The organism is Chryseobacterium ureilyticum (assembly GCF_900156735.1).
Lineage (GTDB): Bacteria > Bacteroidota > Bacteroidia > Flavobacteriales > Weeksellaceae > Chryseobacterium > Chryseobacterium ureilyticum.
Map to the genome: position 1 here is coordinate 74,462 of NZ_FTOL01000004.1, position 18,583 is coordinate 93,044.

Annotated in this window: 16 protein-coding genes; 5 read left to right on the top strand and 11 right to left on the bottom strand. The window is 33.7% G+C overall.

Going from position 1 to position 18,583, the window contains the following annotated elements:
* Positions 1 to 12 precede the first annotated feature (12 nt).
* Positions 13 to 663: a ribulose-phosphate 3-epimerase gene (gene rpe / locus BW983_RS12930; RefSeq protein WP_065394719.1), complete on the top strand. Its 651-nt coding sequence runs from the start codon at positions 13 to 15 to the stop codon at positions 661 to 663.
* Positions 664 to 863: 200 nt separating this feature from the next.
* Here the strand turns inward: rpe and chrI are convergent, their stop codons facing one another.
* The 3 genes from chrI to chrA are packed head-to-tail and all read right to left on the bottom strand — an operon-like array spanning position 864 to position 2,702.
* Positions 864 to 1,355, bottom strand: coding sequence for a chryseobasin maturation helper ChrI (chrI, locus tag BW983_RS12935; RefSeq protein ID WP_076552342.1), 492 nt, complete (start codon positions 1,353 to 1,355; stop codon positions 864 to 866).
* 30 nt (positions 1,356 to 1,385) lie between these two features.
* Positions 1,386 to 2,483 (bottom strand): MNIO family chryseobactin maturase, encoded by a 1,098-nt coding sequence (gene chrH / locus BW983_RS12940; RefSeq protein WP_076552343.1) that lies wholly within the window; start codon positions 2,481 to 2,483, stop codon positions 1,386 to 1,388.
* Between the two features lie 3 nt (positions 2,484 to 2,486).
* On the bottom strand, positions 2,487 to 2,702 hold the full coding sequence (gene chrA, locus BW983_RS12945; RefSeq protein WP_076552344.1) for an MNIO class RiPP chryseobasin precursor ChrA: 216 nt from the start codon (positions 2,700 to 2,702) through the stop codon (positions 2,487 to 2,489).
* Positions 2,703 to 2,917: 215 nt separating this feature from the next.
* Here chrA and BW983_RS12950 point away from each other — a divergent pair, with 215 nt between their 5' ends.
* Positions 2,918 to 4,762: an alpha-L-fucosidase gene (locus BW983_RS12950; RefSeq protein WP_076552345.1), complete on the top strand. Its 1,845-nt coding sequence runs from the start codon at positions 2,918 to 2,920 to the stop codon at positions 4,760 to 4,762.
* 70 nt (positions 4,763 to 4,832) lie between these two features.
* Here the strand turns inward: BW983_RS12950 and BW983_RS12955 are convergent, their stop codons facing one another.
* The 8 genes from BW983_RS12955 to BW983_RS12990 form a co-directional block, all read right to left on the bottom strand.
* Positions 4,833 to 5,249: a nucleoside-diphosphate kinase gene (locus BW983_RS12955; RefSeq protein ID WP_034687444.1), complete on the bottom strand. Its 417-nt coding sequence runs from the start codon at positions 5,247 to 5,249 to the stop codon at positions 4,833 to 4,835.
* Positions 5,250 to 5,796: 547 nt separating this feature from the next.
* Positions 5,797 to 6,723, bottom strand: a complete 927-nt coding sequence (gene rsgA, locus BW983_RS12960) for a ribosome small subunit-dependent GTPase A (protein ID WP_076552346.1) — start codon at positions 6,721 to 6,723, stop codon at positions 5,797 to 5,799.
* 188 nt (positions 6,724 to 6,911) lie between these two features.
* Positions 6,912 to 7,994 (bottom strand): chorismate mutase, encoded by a 1,083-nt coding sequence (locus tag BW983_RS12965; protein ID WP_065394725.1) that lies wholly within the window; start codon positions 7,992 to 7,994, stop codon positions 6,912 to 6,914.
* A 398-nt stretch (positions 7,995 to 8,392) separates the two neighbouring features.
* Positions 8,393 to 8,977, bottom strand: a complete 585-nt coding sequence (locus tag BW983_RS24355) for a hypothetical protein (RefSeq protein ID WP_228409004.1) — start codon at positions 8,975 to 8,977, stop codon at positions 8,393 to 8,395.
* A gap of 32 nt (positions 8,978 to 9,009) precedes the next feature.
* A complete protein-coding gene (dnaX, locus tag BW983_RS12975; RefSeq protein ID WP_076552347.1) occupies positions 9,010 to 10,095 on the bottom strand; it encodes a DNA polymerase III subunit gamma/tau in 1,086 nt (361 codons plus the stop codon).
* Positions 10,096 to 10,193: 98 nt separating this feature from the next.
* Positions 10,194 to 10,826 carry a TetR/AcrR family transcriptional regulator gene (locus BW983_RS12980; RefSeq protein WP_076552348.1) on the bottom strand — a complete coding sequence of 211 codons (633 nt, stop codon included), beginning with the start codon at positions 10,824 to 10,826 and terminating at the stop codon, positions 10,194 to 10,196.
* 6 nt (positions 10,827 to 10,832) lie between these two features.
* Positions 10,833 to 12,089, bottom strand: a complete 1,257-nt coding sequence (locus tag BW983_RS12985; protein ID WP_076552349.1) for an aminotransferase class I/II-fold pyridoxal phosphate-dependent enzyme — start codon at positions 12,087 to 12,089, stop codon at positions 10,833 to 10,835.
* A 423-nt stretch (positions 12,090 to 12,512) separates the two neighbouring features.
* A complete protein-coding gene (locus tag BW983_RS12990) occupies positions 12,513 to 12,872 on the bottom strand; it encodes a helix-turn-helix domain-containing protein (RefSeq protein WP_076552350.1) in 360 nt (119 codons plus the stop codon).
* Positions 12,873 to 13,580: 708 nt separating this feature from the next.
* Between BW983_RS12990 and BW983_RS12995 the strand changes: the two genes are divergently transcribed.
* From BW983_RS12995 to BW983_RS13005, 3 genes are all read left to right on the top strand, one after another.
* On the top strand, positions 13,581 to 16,574 hold the full coding sequence (locus BW983_RS12995; RefSeq protein WP_076552351.1) for a sensor histidine kinase: 2,994 nt from the start codon (positions 13,581 to 13,583) through the stop codon (positions 16,572 to 16,574).
* A gap of 7 nt (positions 16,575 to 16,581) precedes the next feature.
* The gene (locus tag BW983_RS13000; RefSeq protein WP_076552352.1) at positions 16,582 to 17,193 is read left to right on the top strand and encodes a response regulator; all 612 of its coding nucleotides are present in this window, start codon (positions 16,582 to 16,584) and stop codon (positions 17,191 to 17,193) included.
* Between the two features lie 159 nt (positions 17,194 to 17,352).
* On the top strand, positions 17,353 to 18,555 hold the full coding sequence (locus BW983_RS13005; RefSeq protein ID WP_076552353.1) for an MFS transporter: 1,203 nt from the start codon (positions 17,353 to 17,355) through the stop codon (positions 18,553 to 18,555).
* Positions 18,556 to 18,583: the final 28 nt, after the last annotated feature.

An 18,583-nucleotide genomic window follows, 5' to 3' on the forward strand; every position in this document is an offset into this window, starting at 1 on the left:
TAAAAAGTAAAAATGAAAACGAAGCTTATTGCTCCATCCCTTTTATCAGCAGACTTTGGGAATCTGCAAAGAGACATTGAAATGTTAAACAGATCTCAGGCAGACTGGTTCCACATCGACGTTATGGATGGGAGATTTGTACCTAATATTTCATTTGGTTTCCCTGTAATGAAAACCGTTCAGCAGCATGCTAAAAAATTCGTAGATGTTCACTTGATGATCGTTGAGCCGGAAAAATATGTTGATGAATTCATTAATCATGGAGCAGACCTTATTTCGGTGCATTATGAAGCATGTACACATCTTCACAGAACGATTCACCACATTCAGAGTAAAGGAGCAAAAGCTGGGGTTGTACTAAACCCTTCTACTCCTGTTTTAATGCTTGAGGATATTATTGCAGATGTAGATTTAGTATTATTAATGAGTGTAAACCCTGGATTTGGAGGTCAGAAGTTCATTGAGAACACCTATAAAAAGATTGCAGAAACTAAAGATTTAATCTTAAGTAATAATTCTACAGCGCTTATTCAGGTAGATGGAGGTGTAAATCTTGACAATGCATCCAAACTTTTCGAAGCAGGAGCAGATGTTTTAGTTGCTGGTAATGCTGTATTTTCGGCAGAAAGCCCTGAAAGAACAATCGAGCTTTTAAAAATTTAGAAAATATTTCTTTATATAACAAAAGGCAGCCCCTTGGGACTGCCTTTTCTCATTGGGATTTGAGTTGCCGTGGTTATTAATTTTTCTTACAAAATTCTTTAAATGTGTAAATCCTTCTTACTAACTACACAAATTTCTGAATAAAGTACCACAAAAACATCCGTAGAAATACGGAATTTATGATTAAGTATTTCTACCTACTACCCTTCCTTATTCCATATACAGGAGCAGACAACCAGCGTAATGCTGATTACTGAAAAAACAGTTCTGATATTATTTAAAAAATTCCATCTGTTCTCAAAGCTTTCACGCATCTTTTTAATAGCTTCCATTTTTGAATTAGAAATATCAAATTTATCAAGCGTATCATTCATTGGCACGTTTCCGACTATAGTAACTCCAAAAACGCCAATCAGATAGGCTAATGTTGCCAGTAAAAGAAAAATAAAAGCAGGCTGTTGACCTCTCATAAGAAATGTGGATACAGGAAGCAACACAGCCGTCCCCATAAAGCTCATGAAAAATACAGGATTAAGAATTTCTCTGTTAATATTCTGCATAGCTTTCAAATATTCTGAGTCATTCAACTTTCCTAAACCAAGAACGACAGAACATGAATAAGCATAAAAAAGCCCGGCAATAAGTGCCGTAAGCACCGCGGTAATAATGAGTACGACTGTTGTCATTTTCATATAATTTGATTTGTGGTGATAAAATTCTCGTTAATAAGGATTCCATTTCTTGAGAATGTTTTGAGCAGTCATTATCATTTCTTCGTTCCAGATTTTTGTATTAAAATATTGGAAATTTTCTTTTTTAATCAATGAAGGCTCAACATTATCAAAAAGAAGTTTTGTCAATCTGGTTTGCTCTTCGTACAAAACGATATCCTCAAGAGGCTTTTTTGAAATATTTACTTCTTTTTTACTCCAAAAACGATTCTCTCTTCCAGACCAATCCAAATCATTAATTATCGTCTGAGCTTTTATAAAGTCACTTAAAAAATTCTGCTTATCTCTTTCTGTTTTAATGCTATGTCCCAATCTTTCAATGATGACATACTGTACATTTTTACACTGTAATAAAACAGAAGGCAGTACTGCCCATATTTCATCAGGAATGTCATCATCATGAGTATCTCTTCTAATGGATTTCTTCCCGTAAATACTCTCCTGCCAACTTCCCCCAGAAAGATGAATTTCTTTCACTTTATCTAATGGATATGATTGAATAATTTCCTGCATATCCACCTCAAAATTGCAGGCTTGACAATAGATATTATGAAGATCCAGAATAAGGAATCCATCAATATCTTCAATCAATTGGTCAAGAAATAAGCCTTGCTCCTTTACATCATCCACAGAAAAAGAAAATGCCAGATTTTCAATTCCTACAGAGATATCCACAGCATCCTGCAGTCTGTGAAGTCTGTCTTTTCCAATTTGTAATGTTTGAGAATGTAAAGATACCGGCAATGGAACTCCCTGGTGAAAATTTTCAGTATTCATAAAACCAAAATGCTCCGTAAGATGATTGTATTGTCTTTTATGAACTTCCTTCTTTAATTTTTCAAGCCAAATTTTCTGCCTGTCATTCCATTTAGCGTCAAATAATGAATAATAAACGCCATGCCCTATCAAACGGCTGTTTTCGGAATAAAAATTCAGTAGATCACTCAGCCAAACAGGTTCTTTAGCATTATAAAAAGTATCGAATGACCACTCCAGTACTTCTATTGAACTACTTTGTAATAAAGGTAAAATAGCAGAAACAAATTCTGATTCTGCCATCATTGATATTCCTAAGAGTGGTTTTTTCATATTTTATCCTAATCCACAAGCCGGACAATAGCCAGGATCATGTTTAATTGTATCTTTTCTAATAGGTATTTTGGGAATCCTTGGTTTTTCCACAGTATCGGACTTAGCTATCTTTTTCACCTTCTTTACCGGCTTTTTGGTTTTCGTGACAGGTTTTGTTGTCTGTGCAGCAACGCCTACCGTCAATAAACTCGCCATTAATAATGCTGGAATTTTCATAATTGCTTTTTTAAATAATTTACAATAAGCGTTCCATTTACTTCCCTTCTAAAATACAACAATTTATGTTTGAATACTTTATATTTTAAAATCTATAGAGTAAACTTGTTTAATAAATAAAAACAGAGCCATTTTAATATCATACGACAGATGAAGATTTATCGATTCCAAAAAATACATATTCTTTATTTATATTTAACCTTAAAAATTAATAAATGAGAAATAAGCTATTCAAAGCTCTTTTCCTTGGAGTCATATTATCTGTATCCGGTAACTATACAAAAGCACAATCTGTTGATCATAAGAAAATGGAATGGTTCAAGAATGCCAAACTGGGTATTTTTATTCATTGGGGAATCTACTCTGTAAATGGAATATCGGAATCTTGGTCTTTTTTCAATAATTATGTCAATCATGAAAATTACATGAAGCAGCTTGACCATTTTTCAGCTTCAAACTACCAGCCGGAACAATGGGTAAATCTCATCAAAGAATCCGGTGCAAAATATGCCGTAATTACAACAAAACACCATGACGGAGTTTCACTTTGGAATTCACAATCTGAAAATGCTATTACAGTTCCGAAAAAAGCTTTAGCAAAAAAAGATGTTCTAACTCCTTTTCTATATCAACTGAAAAATTCAGGATTAAAAACAGGACTTTACTTTTCTCTTCCTGACTGGAGCCACACCTTTTATGATGTCAATACAAGAACTAAAAAGCGTTATGATATTAAAAAAGACCCCCAGCGCTGGCAAAGCTTTGTAAATTACTACCAATCACAGTTGAATGAACTTTCCATTCAATACAAACCTGATCTTTTATGGTTTGATGGTGACTGGGAACATACTTCGGAAGAATGGAAAGCTTCACAAACGTTAGACCTTTTAAAGAGTTACAATTCCAATATTATCATCAATTCAAGATTAAATAATCATGGGGATTACGATACTCCTGAACAAGGCATTCCTGTTATGGCACCACAAAGTCCATATTGGGAACTTTGTTACACGATGAATGATTCCTGGGGATATCAGCCATATGATGATAACTATAAAACATCTAACATGATTATTCGTACCCTTGCCGATGTAATCAGTATGGGAGGCAATTTATTATTGGATATCGGACCGAAATCAGACGGAACTATTCCGGAAAAGCAGGCACAAATATTAAAGGATCTTGGACAATGGACATCAAAGCACACCACTGCTATTTATGATACAAACCGAGGAATTCCTTTTGAAAACTACAAAGGAAAATCAGCTTTATCTACATCTGGAAAATCTTTATTTCTTTATTTGGAAGAGGCGAAAAGTTTTACTAAAATCTACGGATTGGCAACAAAACCTGTTTCTGCAAAAATTATCGGTGACTCCAAAGCTGCTATAAAAATGGATTATAGCCAAGAAAAGACGCTAACATTGAATTTTCAGAATATAAAATTTGATAAAGATGTAACTGTTGTTGAAATTAGTTTTGAAACCCCACCTCAGTTTTTGGCAGACTTTAAACAAGAAAAAATATCTCTACCTGATTTACTGAAGAATCAAAACACACAATCCGCAGTGTATGACATGACAAATGCGCTTCATAGTGGAAATAATGTCACAAATAATTCAGGGCTGACACATGACGGACTTGATATGTCATTAAAAAAGACATCGCAAACAAATCCTGAAACAATCAATTGGATGGGTAAACACGCTGAGGCACTTTTTGAAACGGAAAAAGGATTGCCTGACGGACATTACCCTGGGATGAGTGCACTTTCAAAGGATAAACAAACCTTATATCTTTTTGTTGAAGGAACTCCCACAGGTCCTATCGCCCTGAAAGGAATAAAAAATGCCATTGCCAGAATAAGAATTGTAGGTGATGGAACCTTGCTCTCCCATAAAATCTACAACAAACTTTACTGGAGTGACAGACCGGGAATCATTTATATTGACATTCCCAAGGAAAGGCTTGATAAAAACATGACGGTCATTGCGGTCTTACTTAATAAGCCTCTTGAACTTTACAGAGAAAAAGTAGGCGCAATTGAGAATAATCTTTAAGACTATTAATTATCATAAAAAACAAAATCCGGAGAATGTCTCCGGATTTTTATCTTGTAAGAAAATTTTCTTAGAAAATCTCTCTTCCTGAAAAATGGAATTGAGCTTCGATTAAAGCGTTCTCGTCAGAATCTGAACCGTGAACTGCATTTTCTCCGATGCTTCTAGCGAACATTTTTCTGATAGTACCTTCTGCTGCTTCTGCAGGGTTAGTAGCTCCAATTAATGTTCTGAAGTCTTCAACTGCGTTGTCTTTTTCTAAAACTGCAGCTACGATAGGACCAGAGCTCATGAATTCTACTAGCTCACCATAAAATGGTCTTTCAGCGTGTACTTCATAGAATTTTTTTGCGTCAGCAACTGTAAGCTGAGTTAATTTTAAAGCTTTGATTTTGAAACCTCCTTCAGCAATCTTACCTAATATAGCACCGATATGTCCGTCAGCAACAGCATCAGGCTTAATCATAGTGAATGTAATGTTAGACATAAATGTATATTTTTTTAATGGTGCAAAATTACAAAAAATATCTTTGATTTTTATTTTAATTTTTTTTTAACATAAAAATAACTTTTATTAAGAAATTATGAACCAAACTTTGGCACAGTAATTGTTTATTCTATTGCGATTCTCATGTTTAATTTGAGTTTTCATGGTTATTAGTTTTTACCCAGCTTCGGCTGGGTTTTTTATTTTCAAAAAATGAAGCTTTTTTTTAATAATTTGATAAAATTAAACCTCATATAAAAATATATCAATATGTTATTATTTACATTTCAATGGATAAAATAATGGCATATTTTTCAAAATATTTTTTCCTGGTAAATTCTAAATATGACAAAAGTGGAGTTATACGTCAAAAATTCTATGACAAAAAGTAGAATTATTAAAAAAACAGATTTTTTTTTAAGTCAAAAAATGAAAATTGAGACTTTTTAAATGCTAAAATTACTTTTCAAAAAGATTTCTTTCTATATAAAAAAACAAACCGATCAGTTTATACTGATCGGTTATTATATAAATACGGTATATTTTATTATTTTTGAGAAGCCTCTTCCGCCTCTTCCATCAATTTGATATAGGTAGCATAACGGGAGTGTTGAATTTCTTCGGTTTCCAGAGCATCAATAACAGCGCATTTTGGTTCATTGATGTGAAGACAATTGTGGAATTTACACTCTTCTCTCTTCTTAAAAATCTCAGGAAAATAGTGTTGTACTTCTTCTTTTTCAATGTCAATCATTGCAAATTCACGTACTCCCGGTGTATCGATTACGTTTCCTCCAAAGTCCCAGAAATGCATCTGTGCAAAGGTCGTTGTATGTTTTCCTTTTAAATGGGTATCTGAAATTTCAGAAGTTTTTAAATTAAGCCCTGGCTGTAAAGCATTCACTAAGGTTGATTTTCCGCAACCAGAATGTCCGAAAAATACAGATGTTCTATCTTTAAGTAATTCCTGAAGCTGATCAAGATTTAATCTGGAATAAGAAGAAATTTCCAACGTATCATATCCTATTTCCTGATAAAGAAACTCGACATCTTTTACAATCTCAATTTCTTCTTCATACAAAACATCAATCTTATTGAATAAAATTAATGGTTTAATATTATACGCTTCACAACAAGCAAGAAATCGATCCAGGAATCCCAATGAAGTTTCCGGATGTTTCAGCGTAAAAATAAAACATGCAAGGTCTATATTGGAAGCAATGATGTGTGCTTCTTTTGAAAGGTTTACCGATTTTCTGATCAGGTAATTGGTACGTGGTTCTATCTTGGTGATCCATGCAATATCATCCTGTTCGAGCTGAAATTCAACGAAATCTCCTACAGCAAGCGGATTGGTAAGTCGTGTTTTAATAAGCTTAAATTTTCCTCTGATTCTGGCTTCGAAAATTTTATTGGTTTCCAATTCCAAAACCTGATACCAACTGCCTGTAGATTTAATGATTTTTCCTTTCATAGATAATGTTAGTGCAAATATAAGGAATTAGGGCTTAGGATTTGGGAAATAGGTTTAAAAACAAATGTTTCAACTCTCCTAAGTCTCAAAATCTAAGCCCTAATTTTGATTGCATTCAGGTTTTAGCATTAGTATTTAGAAAATATTTTCCTCATTCTAAATTTTCCTCCTGATAATAGTTTGACAAATTAGTCTCTGTCAATCATAATATTGTTCTGTACTTCAATAGATTCTTCGTGAATTGCCTTGAATACTTTTTCAATAAACTCCTGAGACATTCCTGTTTCTTTAGCTTTTTGGTTTGCGTATTCTGTAATTACTTTCCAACGTTCCGGCTGGAAGATTGCAATATCATTCTCTTTTTTAAGTTTACCAATTTTCTCAGAAATCTTCATCCTTTGAGAAAGAAGTTCAATTAATTGGAAATCAAGATCAGAAATTAAAGTTCTGTGTCTTCCCATTTCCCCTTCAAAACCAGCTAAATTAGAGCTTCTTACCTTTAAGTTTCCGATTAAATCTGCCAATACTTCAGGAGTAATCTGTTGTGATGCATCACTCCAAGCTTCGTCAGGATTACAGTGAGATTCAATGATAGCACCTTGGTATCCAACGTTAAGAGCTTCCTGTGTAATATCTGCAAGACCTGTTCTGTTTCCACAAATGTGAGAAGGGTCAATCAGCATTGGAATATCTGGGAATTGGCTTTTGAAATCAAGAGCGATTTGCCAATTTGGATTGTTTCTGTATTTTGTTTTTTGGTATGTAGAGAATCCTCTGTGAATAACTCCTAAGTTTTTAATATCCTGTCCTAAAAGTCTCTCAAGAGCTCCGATCCATAATGCAAGATCCGGATTTACAGGGTTTTTAACGAATACAGGCTTATTAGTTCCTCTTAAAGCCATTGCAATTTCCTGTACTGTAAAAGGGTTTACTGTAGAACGTGCTCCAATCCAAAGAACATCTACATCAGCTTCCAAAGCAGCGAAAACGTGGTGTGCATTAGCAACTTCCGTAGCTGTTTTAAATCCGTACTCTTCTTTTACTTTTTTTAGCCAGTTCAAACCGATCACTCCTACTCCTTCGAAACCATTTGGTTTGGTACGAGGCTTCCATATTCCGGCACGGAAAACAGACACATTGGCGTTGGATTCTTTAATTCTTCTCGCAGTTTCAAGCATTTGAGCTTCACTTTCTGCGCTACATGGTCCTGCAATCATTAATGGCTGTGTAAGCTCATTGATCCACTCGTTTTTTAAATCTTTTAAATTCATTATTCTAAATTTTATTGTTTTATATTTTAAATTAGTTCACAGCAATAGCCCTTTGATTATAAAATTTAATTTATAATTCTTTTCAAAAAATGCCGTTCAAAATTGTTTAAAGGAATCAGGATAATAAAAGGGCTCTATTTCTCCTGTATTTTTTGGAAAGAAATTCAGTTAGCAATACCAATAAAATCGGTAATAGGTTCTGAAATTTCTAAAATAAGAAGCAGAAAAGCTAAAATAACCGCTAAAAAAGTAATTAGCGGGTGCAAAAAAAGACAGATATGTATTAGTTAGTTTTTCCATTTTTCTTCTGGAAATGTCTTTGTTTTAGCGTTTCTGGTTGCAATTTGTTTTTGTTGAAAACTTATTTTTCACAAAAATCTTTGACAAATATATAAAAATTATGTCAAATCAAACTTCATTAAATCATCTAAATCTTTCAAAAGTGGATTTTTCTCGATGAATTTTTCAAATATTTTTCTTTTGGTAACTACCTCAATCTTCAGATTTTCAACGTCTCTCACGTATTCTATCTCAATGTTATAGTTCTGAACTTTTCTTCTGAAATGATTAAAAAATTCTCCGCTTACTTTATCAAATTCTACCTTGGCAGAGTCAGATGGGAACAAAACTTTAATTTTATTCTCTTCTTTTTTCTCCAATTTAAATGTTTTTACAGCATTAAAGACGAAAGTATTTTTCATCTGTAGTTGCTTCAGCATGATTTTCCATTCCATCTGCAGATCTGTATCTGTAAAATGGTTTTGGGGAAGATTTTCAGTTTTTACAGCAGTACTTTCCGTTGTTTCTACTTTTTCTTCTTTATTCAAAAAAGAATTGATGCTGAACCCTGAAGAGATTCCTGTTGGTTTTGATAAAGGTTTGGTTGTTTTTTTTATTTCAGCTTCCGTAGTATTGATGGGTTGCACTGATGGCTGTTCCACCTTTGTTTCTTTTTTCTCAGGAGTTGGTTCAGGAATTTTCACATCCTGCTTCTCACTGAGAAACGGAGCCAGTATCAGGAATTTTTTTTTTTAGTTACGTCTGAATTAGCAGTCAGCGAAGCCAATTGCATTAAAGCAATTTCAACCGTAAGTCTAGGGTTTTTGGAGTTTTTATAATTAATATCCGCATGGTTACAGATTTCGATTCCGTCAATTAATTGTTGAGCGGTCCATTTCTGTCCCTGTTCTACAAATTTGGATTTGGTCTTCTCTCCTACTTCAATGAGGTCTATTGTTGAAGTGTTCTGTGCCATCATTAAATCTCTAAAATGATTTCCTAATCCGGCGACAAAAATATGTGGGTCAAAGCCTTTTTTAACAATATCATTAAATACAGTAAGAACTTCCGGGATTTTATTCTCCTTGGCAAGGTCTACAATTTTTAAGTATTGATCATAATCCAGAATGTTTAAAACTTCGGCAGCTTTTGCCAGCGTAATATTCTTTTGGGAAAATGTAGAAAGTCTGTCGAAGATAGAAAGTGCATCTCTTAACGCACCGTCTGCTTTTTGGGCAATCAGGTACAAGGCATCATCTTCATATTGGATATTTTCTTTTTGAGCAATGTTTCTTAAATGCCCCTGAATGTCTTCAATCGTAATTCTTTTGAAGTCATAGATCTGGCAACGGGATAAAATTGTAGGAATAATTTTATGTTTTTCCGTAGTTGCCAAGATAAATATGGCATGAGCCGGCGGCTCCTCCAAAGTTTTAAGGAATGCGTTGAAAGCGGCAGAAGACAGCATATGGACCTCATCAATGATATATACTTTGTATTTACCAACCTGAGGTGCAAAGCGTACCTGATCTATAAGTTCTCTGATATCATCTACAGAGTTATTGGATGCGGCATCCAATTCATAGATATTGTAAGCAAAGCCATCTTCTGAAACCGAGCCATCTTTCTCATTGATCTTTCTTGCTAAAATCCTTGCACAAGTAGTTTTACCCACACCACGAGGACCGCAAAAAAGTAATGCCTGAGCAAGTTGACTTTCTTCAATTGCATGTTCTAAAGTATCCGTAATATGGGATTGCCCTACAACTGTATCAAACTCTTGAGGACGATATTTTCTTGCAGATACTATAAAATTTTCCATTGGTCAAAAATAAGAAATATAGTTTTAATTTGAAAATTAAAAGTTTTCAAATTATCAACAAAAACTTATTTCTGCTCAAATTGGAAAACTTTTAATCATTATTTCTTTTTACTGTATGCAAAATCGATCAATTCAACAATAGCTTGTTCAATCTCTTTTCTTCCTTCTTCTGTTTTCAGGTCGATACCACAGAATACACTTGCATTGTATCCTGTATAAAGATTAAGGTAATAAGCTCCCGAAACAATAAGAGCCATAATTGCTCTGTGTCTCATTGCTACGCCTTCACCAAAATACGGATCTGAGATATTCCCGAATAAAACTTCTCCTACTTCTTCACGTTGTTCTACCAATTTTTTAAGGATAGGCTTATTTTCTGAAAGTTCCCAAAGAATGATCTTTTGAAGCTCTTTGTTTTTCTTCAGGTTTTCAAACTGGTTAAGTACTACCATTTTGGTAAGCTCATGTCCACCGTCCGAATAATCTACTTCTACATCTTTATTCACCTGACTCCAGTAATCCTGAGATTTGATATACTCATCAATCAGTTTATCTGTACTTCCAAAGTACTCATAGATCAATTTTTTATCAAACCCGGCTACTGCGGCAATTTTACTTACTTTTAAACCTGAGTATCCTTTTACTCTTAAAATTTTACCAACTGCAGCAAGCAGTTTCTGCTTTGTTTTTTCTTTATCCCTAATGGGACCCTGCACTACTTTTCTGGGCATAATTTATTATTTTTTCGCAATATGCAATTTTTTATTAATATCATCAAACGCGTTAAGTGTTTTATCAAGATGTTCTTTTTCATGTCTTGCTGTTACACTCATTCTGATACGCGCATCTTTTCTTGGTACCGCCGGATAGAGAATCGGGTTTGTGTAAATTCCTTTTTCTATTAATATCCTGCCTACATCTCCTGTCAGGTATGGGTCTCCAATTTTCACTGGAACAATAGCTGAGCATGTAATTCCTGTATCTAATCCCAAAGAATCCAGTCCGTTTTTGAAATAATTGATATTATCCCAAAGCTTTTGTCTCCAAATAGGTTCTTCGTCAATCAGGTCTATTGCTTTTACAATTCCTGCTGAAGATGGTGGAGCTGTTGCTGAGAAAATTTGTTGACGGGATTGAAATCTGACAAATGCGGCTATTTTTTTATCCGTTATAACATATCCCCCAAGGTTTCCGAATGTTTTACTGAAAGTACCTGTAATAATGTCTACTTTATCAAGCAGGTCTGCCTGTTCCAGAGTTCCTCTTCCTGTTTCACCAAGAATACCTACTCCGTGTACATCATCCACCATAAGAAAGGCGTTATATTTTTTCACCAGATTGTAGATCTCATTGATATGGGAAGTGTCTCCATCCTGAGAGTATACTCCATCTACAATAACAAGTTTTGTACGGTACAGATTCTCAGATGTCTTCAAAATGTGTTCCAAAGCATCCAAATTATTATGAGGAAATGTTTTTTTATTCGTAAAAGCACATCCTTCATATACACTGGCATGTACAGCCATATCTAAAATAGCAAGATCTTCCTTCTGCATTAAGCATTGTAAAGTAGCACTATTTGCCGTATAACCTGTGGTAAATACTACTGCTTCATCCTCTGTTCTGTGAAAGAAACTTGAGATTCTTTTTTCTAAAGCATTATGGTAATCAAAGTAACCTCCAATAAGCGGGGTTGCTCCTGTACCTGTTCCATATTTTTCAATTCCTTCAATAGCTGCTTGCTTTACTTTCGGGTGTTGTGTAAATCCCAGGTAATCGCTTGAAACAAAACTAACGAATTCTCTGTTTTCGTTTGCAATATTTACATTCAATATTGCGTTGGTTCCTGAAGTATTCTTCAGTCTGTAGTTCATATGTCCGTTAGACTCTACATAATCTAAATATTCATAAAATATTTCAGCTCTTTGAGCCATATTACACTCCGGGATATTCTCGAAATCTTTAATAGTAGCTGTTGTAAAATTGATGCTCATCCTTAAATTTGGTTTTGTGTGGTTTTAAAAACAAATATATAACTATTTAAAGGGGTTTCAGCGTATAAATAAAATTAAATATTATTAAAGACACAATAATTTTATCCTTACACTCTGAAAACCAAAAGTTTTTACATACCTGGACTTTTCACCCTACTTTTATTAAGTTAAATTAGTTTTTTGTAATGGAAAATTAATAAAAAAAGTGAACAATAAAGAAATATCAATGAAGAAATAATAAAAAAATGTTAATATTTTTCACAACCACCTCATTTATAAAAGATTATTTTTCAGTATTTTCTCGTGAACCTCCAATAAAAACGCACTAAAAGGTGAATTTATCACAAATTTAAATCCCATAAAAGAGAACAGGAAATTAATTAAACACGAATAATAAAGGGATCTGAAACTTTTTTACAACAACTATTTTCCCATTTTCCCTGAAATTCTAAATTCTCCCGGAGTGACACCAGTCATCTTTTTGAAAAATTTTGAAAAGTTAGAAGGGTCATATGTAAAAATGCGCGCTATTTCAGCTATAGACTTATTTGAAGTTTGAAGCATCTTTTGAGCTTGACAGATAATTTTTTCATCATAAAAATAGCATGGATGCTGTCCTGTTTCTTTTTTTATGGTATCAGTAAGATGTGTATGAGAAATAGCCAATTTTCCCGCAATTTCATTAACTTCCATAAACTCAGAAGTCTCTCCGGAAATCACAGCCTGAATATGTGTATCTAAAAAGTTAAAATACTGATCGGCAATCTCTTTACTTCTTTTCATCGTGTTTATTTTAAAGTCAAATCAAATGATAAAATTAAAATTAAGAATTAAAATCGATATGGTGAACTTTTCGGAAAGATCGTTAAATACTAAAAAGAAAAAGATCTCCATAAAAGAGACCTTTTTCTTTGTGTTTAAATCTTTTGTGTTTTCAGAATCTTTATTTTAATGATAAAGGCTTTCCTCGTTGTAATAATCGTTTGCAAAAGTATGGAAGCCATTTACAGCAATCAAAAAAAAAATGTAGAAATAACACAATGCTTTTGTAAAATTTTTACTACAAGACTTAAATTAGTTAAAAATATAAACACACCTTCATAAACCTTCATTTTACATGATAAAGTCGTTTACAGGATCCTGGAATAAGATCATGATTTTTATAAAAGTCAAATATGAGCGCATTAAATATCACACACTGTAGAAATAATTCTACAAAAAACACGACTAATATCTGCTTCATTATCAATAAACATGGACAAAACTCATATGAAAACAAATCAAAACATACTAGTTTATCTGTATAATTTCATTATTTTTACACCATCAAACAAAACTATTTAACGCATAAAACACAAAACGGCAAAAAGAATTAATGATAAAAATTTATTTTCAATCGTTCCTACCCTTTAAAAAAACTTCGACTTGTACAAAAACTATTATTAACCGTTTTTTGCATTAATGCGAAAAACATAGATCAGTTTTGCACATATGAGAATCTGGGCATTGTTTTTTGCTTGCTTATATTTCAACACGTACGGACAACGCTATACTTCTACATGGTATAATATTGACAATGGACTTCCGCAAAGCAGCGCGAAAGCTATTGTTAAGGATAAATATGGGTTTATCTGGATCTCTACTGAAAACGGGCTGGTACGGTATGACGGAAGTTCCTTTATTACCTTTAATAATTTCAAAGTAAATAACCTCCATTTTGGTGAGTTTATTGGTGATCCTGCTTTGGACAGTATTACTGTTCTTAATAATTTTCAGGAAAACAAAGTTATTATCAAGAACAGACTTCCTAAAGTAACGCAGCTTCACAGTACTGATAAAATAGCATTTACCAGAGGAAATGAGTTTGTACACAGAGTTGCCAATAATATTTTGGCTTGTAATTTTTATAATGACATTCATTATTTTATAAAGCTTAAAAATTCTACATACAGTTTTGGCAAAAAGAATCTTATCATTTACAAAGATGCAAAAGGATCTGAAACGAGAATAACAATTCCTTTTTCGTATAAGGATCTGAATACGGTCTTTGTTTTTAATGATGTGCTTTATATTAATGATTTAAAGAACAGAAAAACGTATTCTATTGATAGAGGAAAGGTTTCCGTGAATGCTAAGCCTAGTCTTTTCAATGATCCGAACACCAAGGTGTACTGGCAGCAGATCACCAATCAGACTTTTATTATCAATAACAGCAATATTTATCTTGTAGAGGGAAAAGGAAATGAGCTTATGTTGAAATTCCTTGTGAAATACGATGAAATTGGAAGTCACTCTTATTGCTCTATGTATTATGGTAAAGAATTTAACAGGCTTTATCTTGGAACTCTGAATAACGGGCTCAATGTACTGAGGTTGTCTGATTTTTATGTTGCCAAAAAGGAAGCTGATTTTTCAAACAATGTTTATTATGCTTCTCTCCCATTCAGTAAAAGTACGATTATAGCAGAAGACGGAACTGAGTTTGGGAAAAACGGTATTGTGAAAAGATTTCCGTTCGGGGATAATGATAATTATCTGATGATGTATGATAAGGAGGAAAATATTCTGATCCGAAAGAGAAACAGTGTGATCCGGTTTTATAAGAATTCAGGGTATAAAAAGAAAGATTCTACGTTTATAAGACAGGGATTTGAATCATTTTTAAAAAGTGGGAATCTTTTTGGAGCTTCTTTTTCGAATTTTTCGGAGAGTGAATTACATATTTACAGGAATACTATTTCTTCAAAGCCGGACTTTGTTTTTGATTTTAAAAGTTTTGTCAATACTTTTTTACAATACAACGAAAATGAAATTCTGGTCGGAAATAGCGATGGGCTGTATTCGGCTGTTCTGGGAAGTAATACAATCAAACCAATATTTAAAAACATTCATGTTAAAAGTATTATCAGAACGAAAGATAATCTGATCTGGATAATGACCAATAAAAGTGGGTTTTATCTCTTCAAAAACGGCAAGCTGATCAAAATGCCGAACGACAGGAATAATTATCTTCAATCTGCTCATTATATTCTTGAGGACAGAAAAGGTTTTTATTGGATCTCTTCTAATAACGGACTGTTTAAAGTTCCCAAAAAGCAGCTTTTGGATCATGCCGAAAACAAAAAAACACCGGTTTTTTACTATCGCTTTACTAAAAAAGATGGTTTTCTGACGAATGAATTTAATGGCAGCTCACAACCGAATGCTTATGCGCTGGAGAACGGGGATTTTGTTTTTCCGTCCATGGATGGTTTTGTATTTTTCAATCCGGATGAGGTAAAAACCTATTATCCTGATAAATGTAAAATCTATATTGAGAGAGTGAAGATTGGTAATGGTGAATTTCAATATTTCCATGATACTCTGGATTTACAAAATACATATAAAACGGCAGATATTTTCATTGATATTCCTTACTACTCCAACCTGGACAATCTTTATCTGGAAGCTAAAATATCAGGAAAAGAAAACTCCGGCTGGGAACCTGTCACAACAGGAAAGGAGCTTAAATATACGATCAACAATCTTGATCCGGGAGAATATACACTGAATGTAAGAATGGTAGTTTCGCCTGACGGGAAATATGAAGAAAAGTCTATAAAATTTACAATTGAGCCTTTCTTTTACCAGACAATTTTGTTCAGGGTAGCGGTTTCCGTCATTATTTTGATCATTATTATGGTAATTGTTCAGTTGACAACCAATTTTTTAAGAATAAGAAACAAAGCACTTAAGCAGATTGTGCATAATAAAAACTCTGAACTTAAAGAAACATCTCTAAATCTTGAGGTAGTAAAGAGCGACTTGCGAAAGGAAACGGAGTATCAGAAAAAATTGGTGGAAACGATAAGCCATGACATCACAACTCCTATCAGGTTTATTGCTATGCTTTCACAGAAACTTTATGAGTCTGATGATCTGGAGTTGCAGAAAAAGTATTTTGACAGTATTTACAAATCTTCTGAGCAGCTTTATCAGTTTACCCTGAACTTAAAAGAGTATACAGAGCTTTACAAAGCGGAAAATATTTTTGAAGAAGTGGAATATCCTGTGAACAGAATTCTGGAGATTAAGAAGAAATTGTTCTGTGAAATTGCCAAGGAAAGAGGTACAACAATCATCAACGCAAATGAAAAAAAGATTTATTCTTATGTGAATGAAAGTATTTTAACCGCAATTATTCACAACATCCTTGATAATGCTGTAAAAAATACCTTTGATGGAAATATAGTGCTTGATATTAAAGAAAATGAACGAAAATCTACAATTACAATAGCTGATACCGGAGCAGGAATATCTGCGGAACAAATTGCCATTTATATGAATTTATTTAAAAACCCTAAATTAGAGACTCCAAGCTTTAAAGGAAAAGGGTTAGGATTGCATATGGTGGTTCACTTGGTGAAAAAAATACATGCTGAAATCAGCTTTAGACAAAATGATCCTAAGGGAACTCTTGTAGAGATAACGCTCAACAAAAACTAATTTTATTATGAATGAAAGAATTTTAATCGCAGATGATCATTATGTAGTTCGGGCAGGAACTGCATTAGTTTTGGAAACTGCCTATCCAAATCTGAACATTGATTTTGCTGAAAACTACGAGCAAGTAAAAAAAACAGTTGCAAATCAACATTATACACTTCTTATTTTAGATATAGATATGCCTGGAACTCAATATAAAAAAATGATTCCTGAGCTAAAAGGCATACAAAATGATCTAAAAATTCTTGTTTTCTCAGGATATGATAAAGATGTGGCAATACAATACATCCGTGAAGGTGCCGAAGGCTACCTGAGCAAACAAAGCAGTGAAGAGGAAATCAAAAACGCAGTAAAAACAGTGATTGAAAAAGGATATTTTTATCCTTCGGAGCTTATTGGGCTAATTATCCAGAATAAAAGAAATAATCCTGCAGAAAAGCTTTCATCCCGTGAGTATGAAATTTTTAAATTGTTGGCTGATGGAAACGGAAATCTGGAAATTGCGAACAGACTCAATATCCAAATGTCAACCGTAAGTACATATAAGAAAAGAATTTTTCAGAAGCTTGATGTCAGTAATATTGCCGAGCTGATCAAAGTTTACGAGCTGATGCATTAATTTCTGATTTTTTAGGATTAATTCTAAAGACTCTCTCCTACTCAATCATTATCACCTATTATAATGATTGAGATAATAATTTTTAGAATTAAAAAATAATCAGGAAATTTACAGGACCTTATTTTCTGGGAAATCACTGCATATTAACTGCAATAAATCATGAATCCACTTGAAAAAGCAGACCGGGGAAGCCGACGTTTCCGATATATAAAACTTTGTATTTTCTTTTCGGGACTTTCCGTATTTGCACAGCTGTATCTTTTCCAGCCTATGCTTCCAATGGCTGCGGAACACTTCAATGTATCCGTAGGTGATACTTCCCTTTTGGTATCATCATCTACCATTGGTATGGCATTGGGTCTTTTATTTTTTGCATTTAAAGCAGACAGTTATTCCAGAAAAGGTTTGATGACTTTTTCCCTGATATCATCTGCTTTGCTCACAATTATTTCAACATGGGTACCCAGTCTCACGCTTCTGATTGCTATTGGAATTCTAAAGGGATTTGTGGTCTCGGGAGTTTCTGCTGTTGCTCTTGCCTACCTTACAGAAGAAGTAAATGCAGCGGTGATAGGAGCTGCAATCAGTATGTATTTAAGCGGAAATACAATTGGCGGAATGAGCGGAAGAATATTGGCAACGCTTTTGGCTGGAGAATTCGGATGGCGGAATGCTGTTCTGGTAATAGGAATAGAAAGTTTAGTCCTTGGAGTTATACTCTGGAAATTATTCCCGGATTCAAAGTTTTTCAATCCTCAGAAAACGGATTATCATCTTAAGGTAAAGCAGATGAAGTTTTTCCTGACGAATCCTTATATGCTTCGTTTATATATCATTGCTGCCTTGGTAATGGGTGCTTTTGTAAGTGTTTACAATTATCTGACGTTCAGACTGGAAGCAAAACCTTTTTCTTTGAGTCATCTGATCATTGCTTTTATATTTCTGATGTATATTTTTGGGGTATTTGGAACTATGATTGTAGGCAGACTTTCCAAAAGATTTCCTGCCAATAATATCTTAAAAGTGTCTATCCTTTCTATGCTGGCAGGAGCATTATTACTCTTATCAGAAAATCTTTACCTCCTTATTTTCGGGTTGGCGCTGTTTACTCTTTCTTTTTTTGCAGCCCATACGATGGCGAGCCAAATGACAGCTCTTTACGCTAAACGTGGGAAATCTTCCGCGACTTCGATCTATTGGTTATTTTATTATTTCGGTTCGAGTATTTTGGGAAGCGGAACGGGATATCTTCTTCACTCTTACTCATGGAATGTTTTTATTGCTTTCCTTACTGTTACAATAGTTATTGCCCTTCTTTTAGCGACAGCCAATGTATCTTCAAAAGAAAAGAAAATTCATTGATACCACACACATACCACATCACATAAAC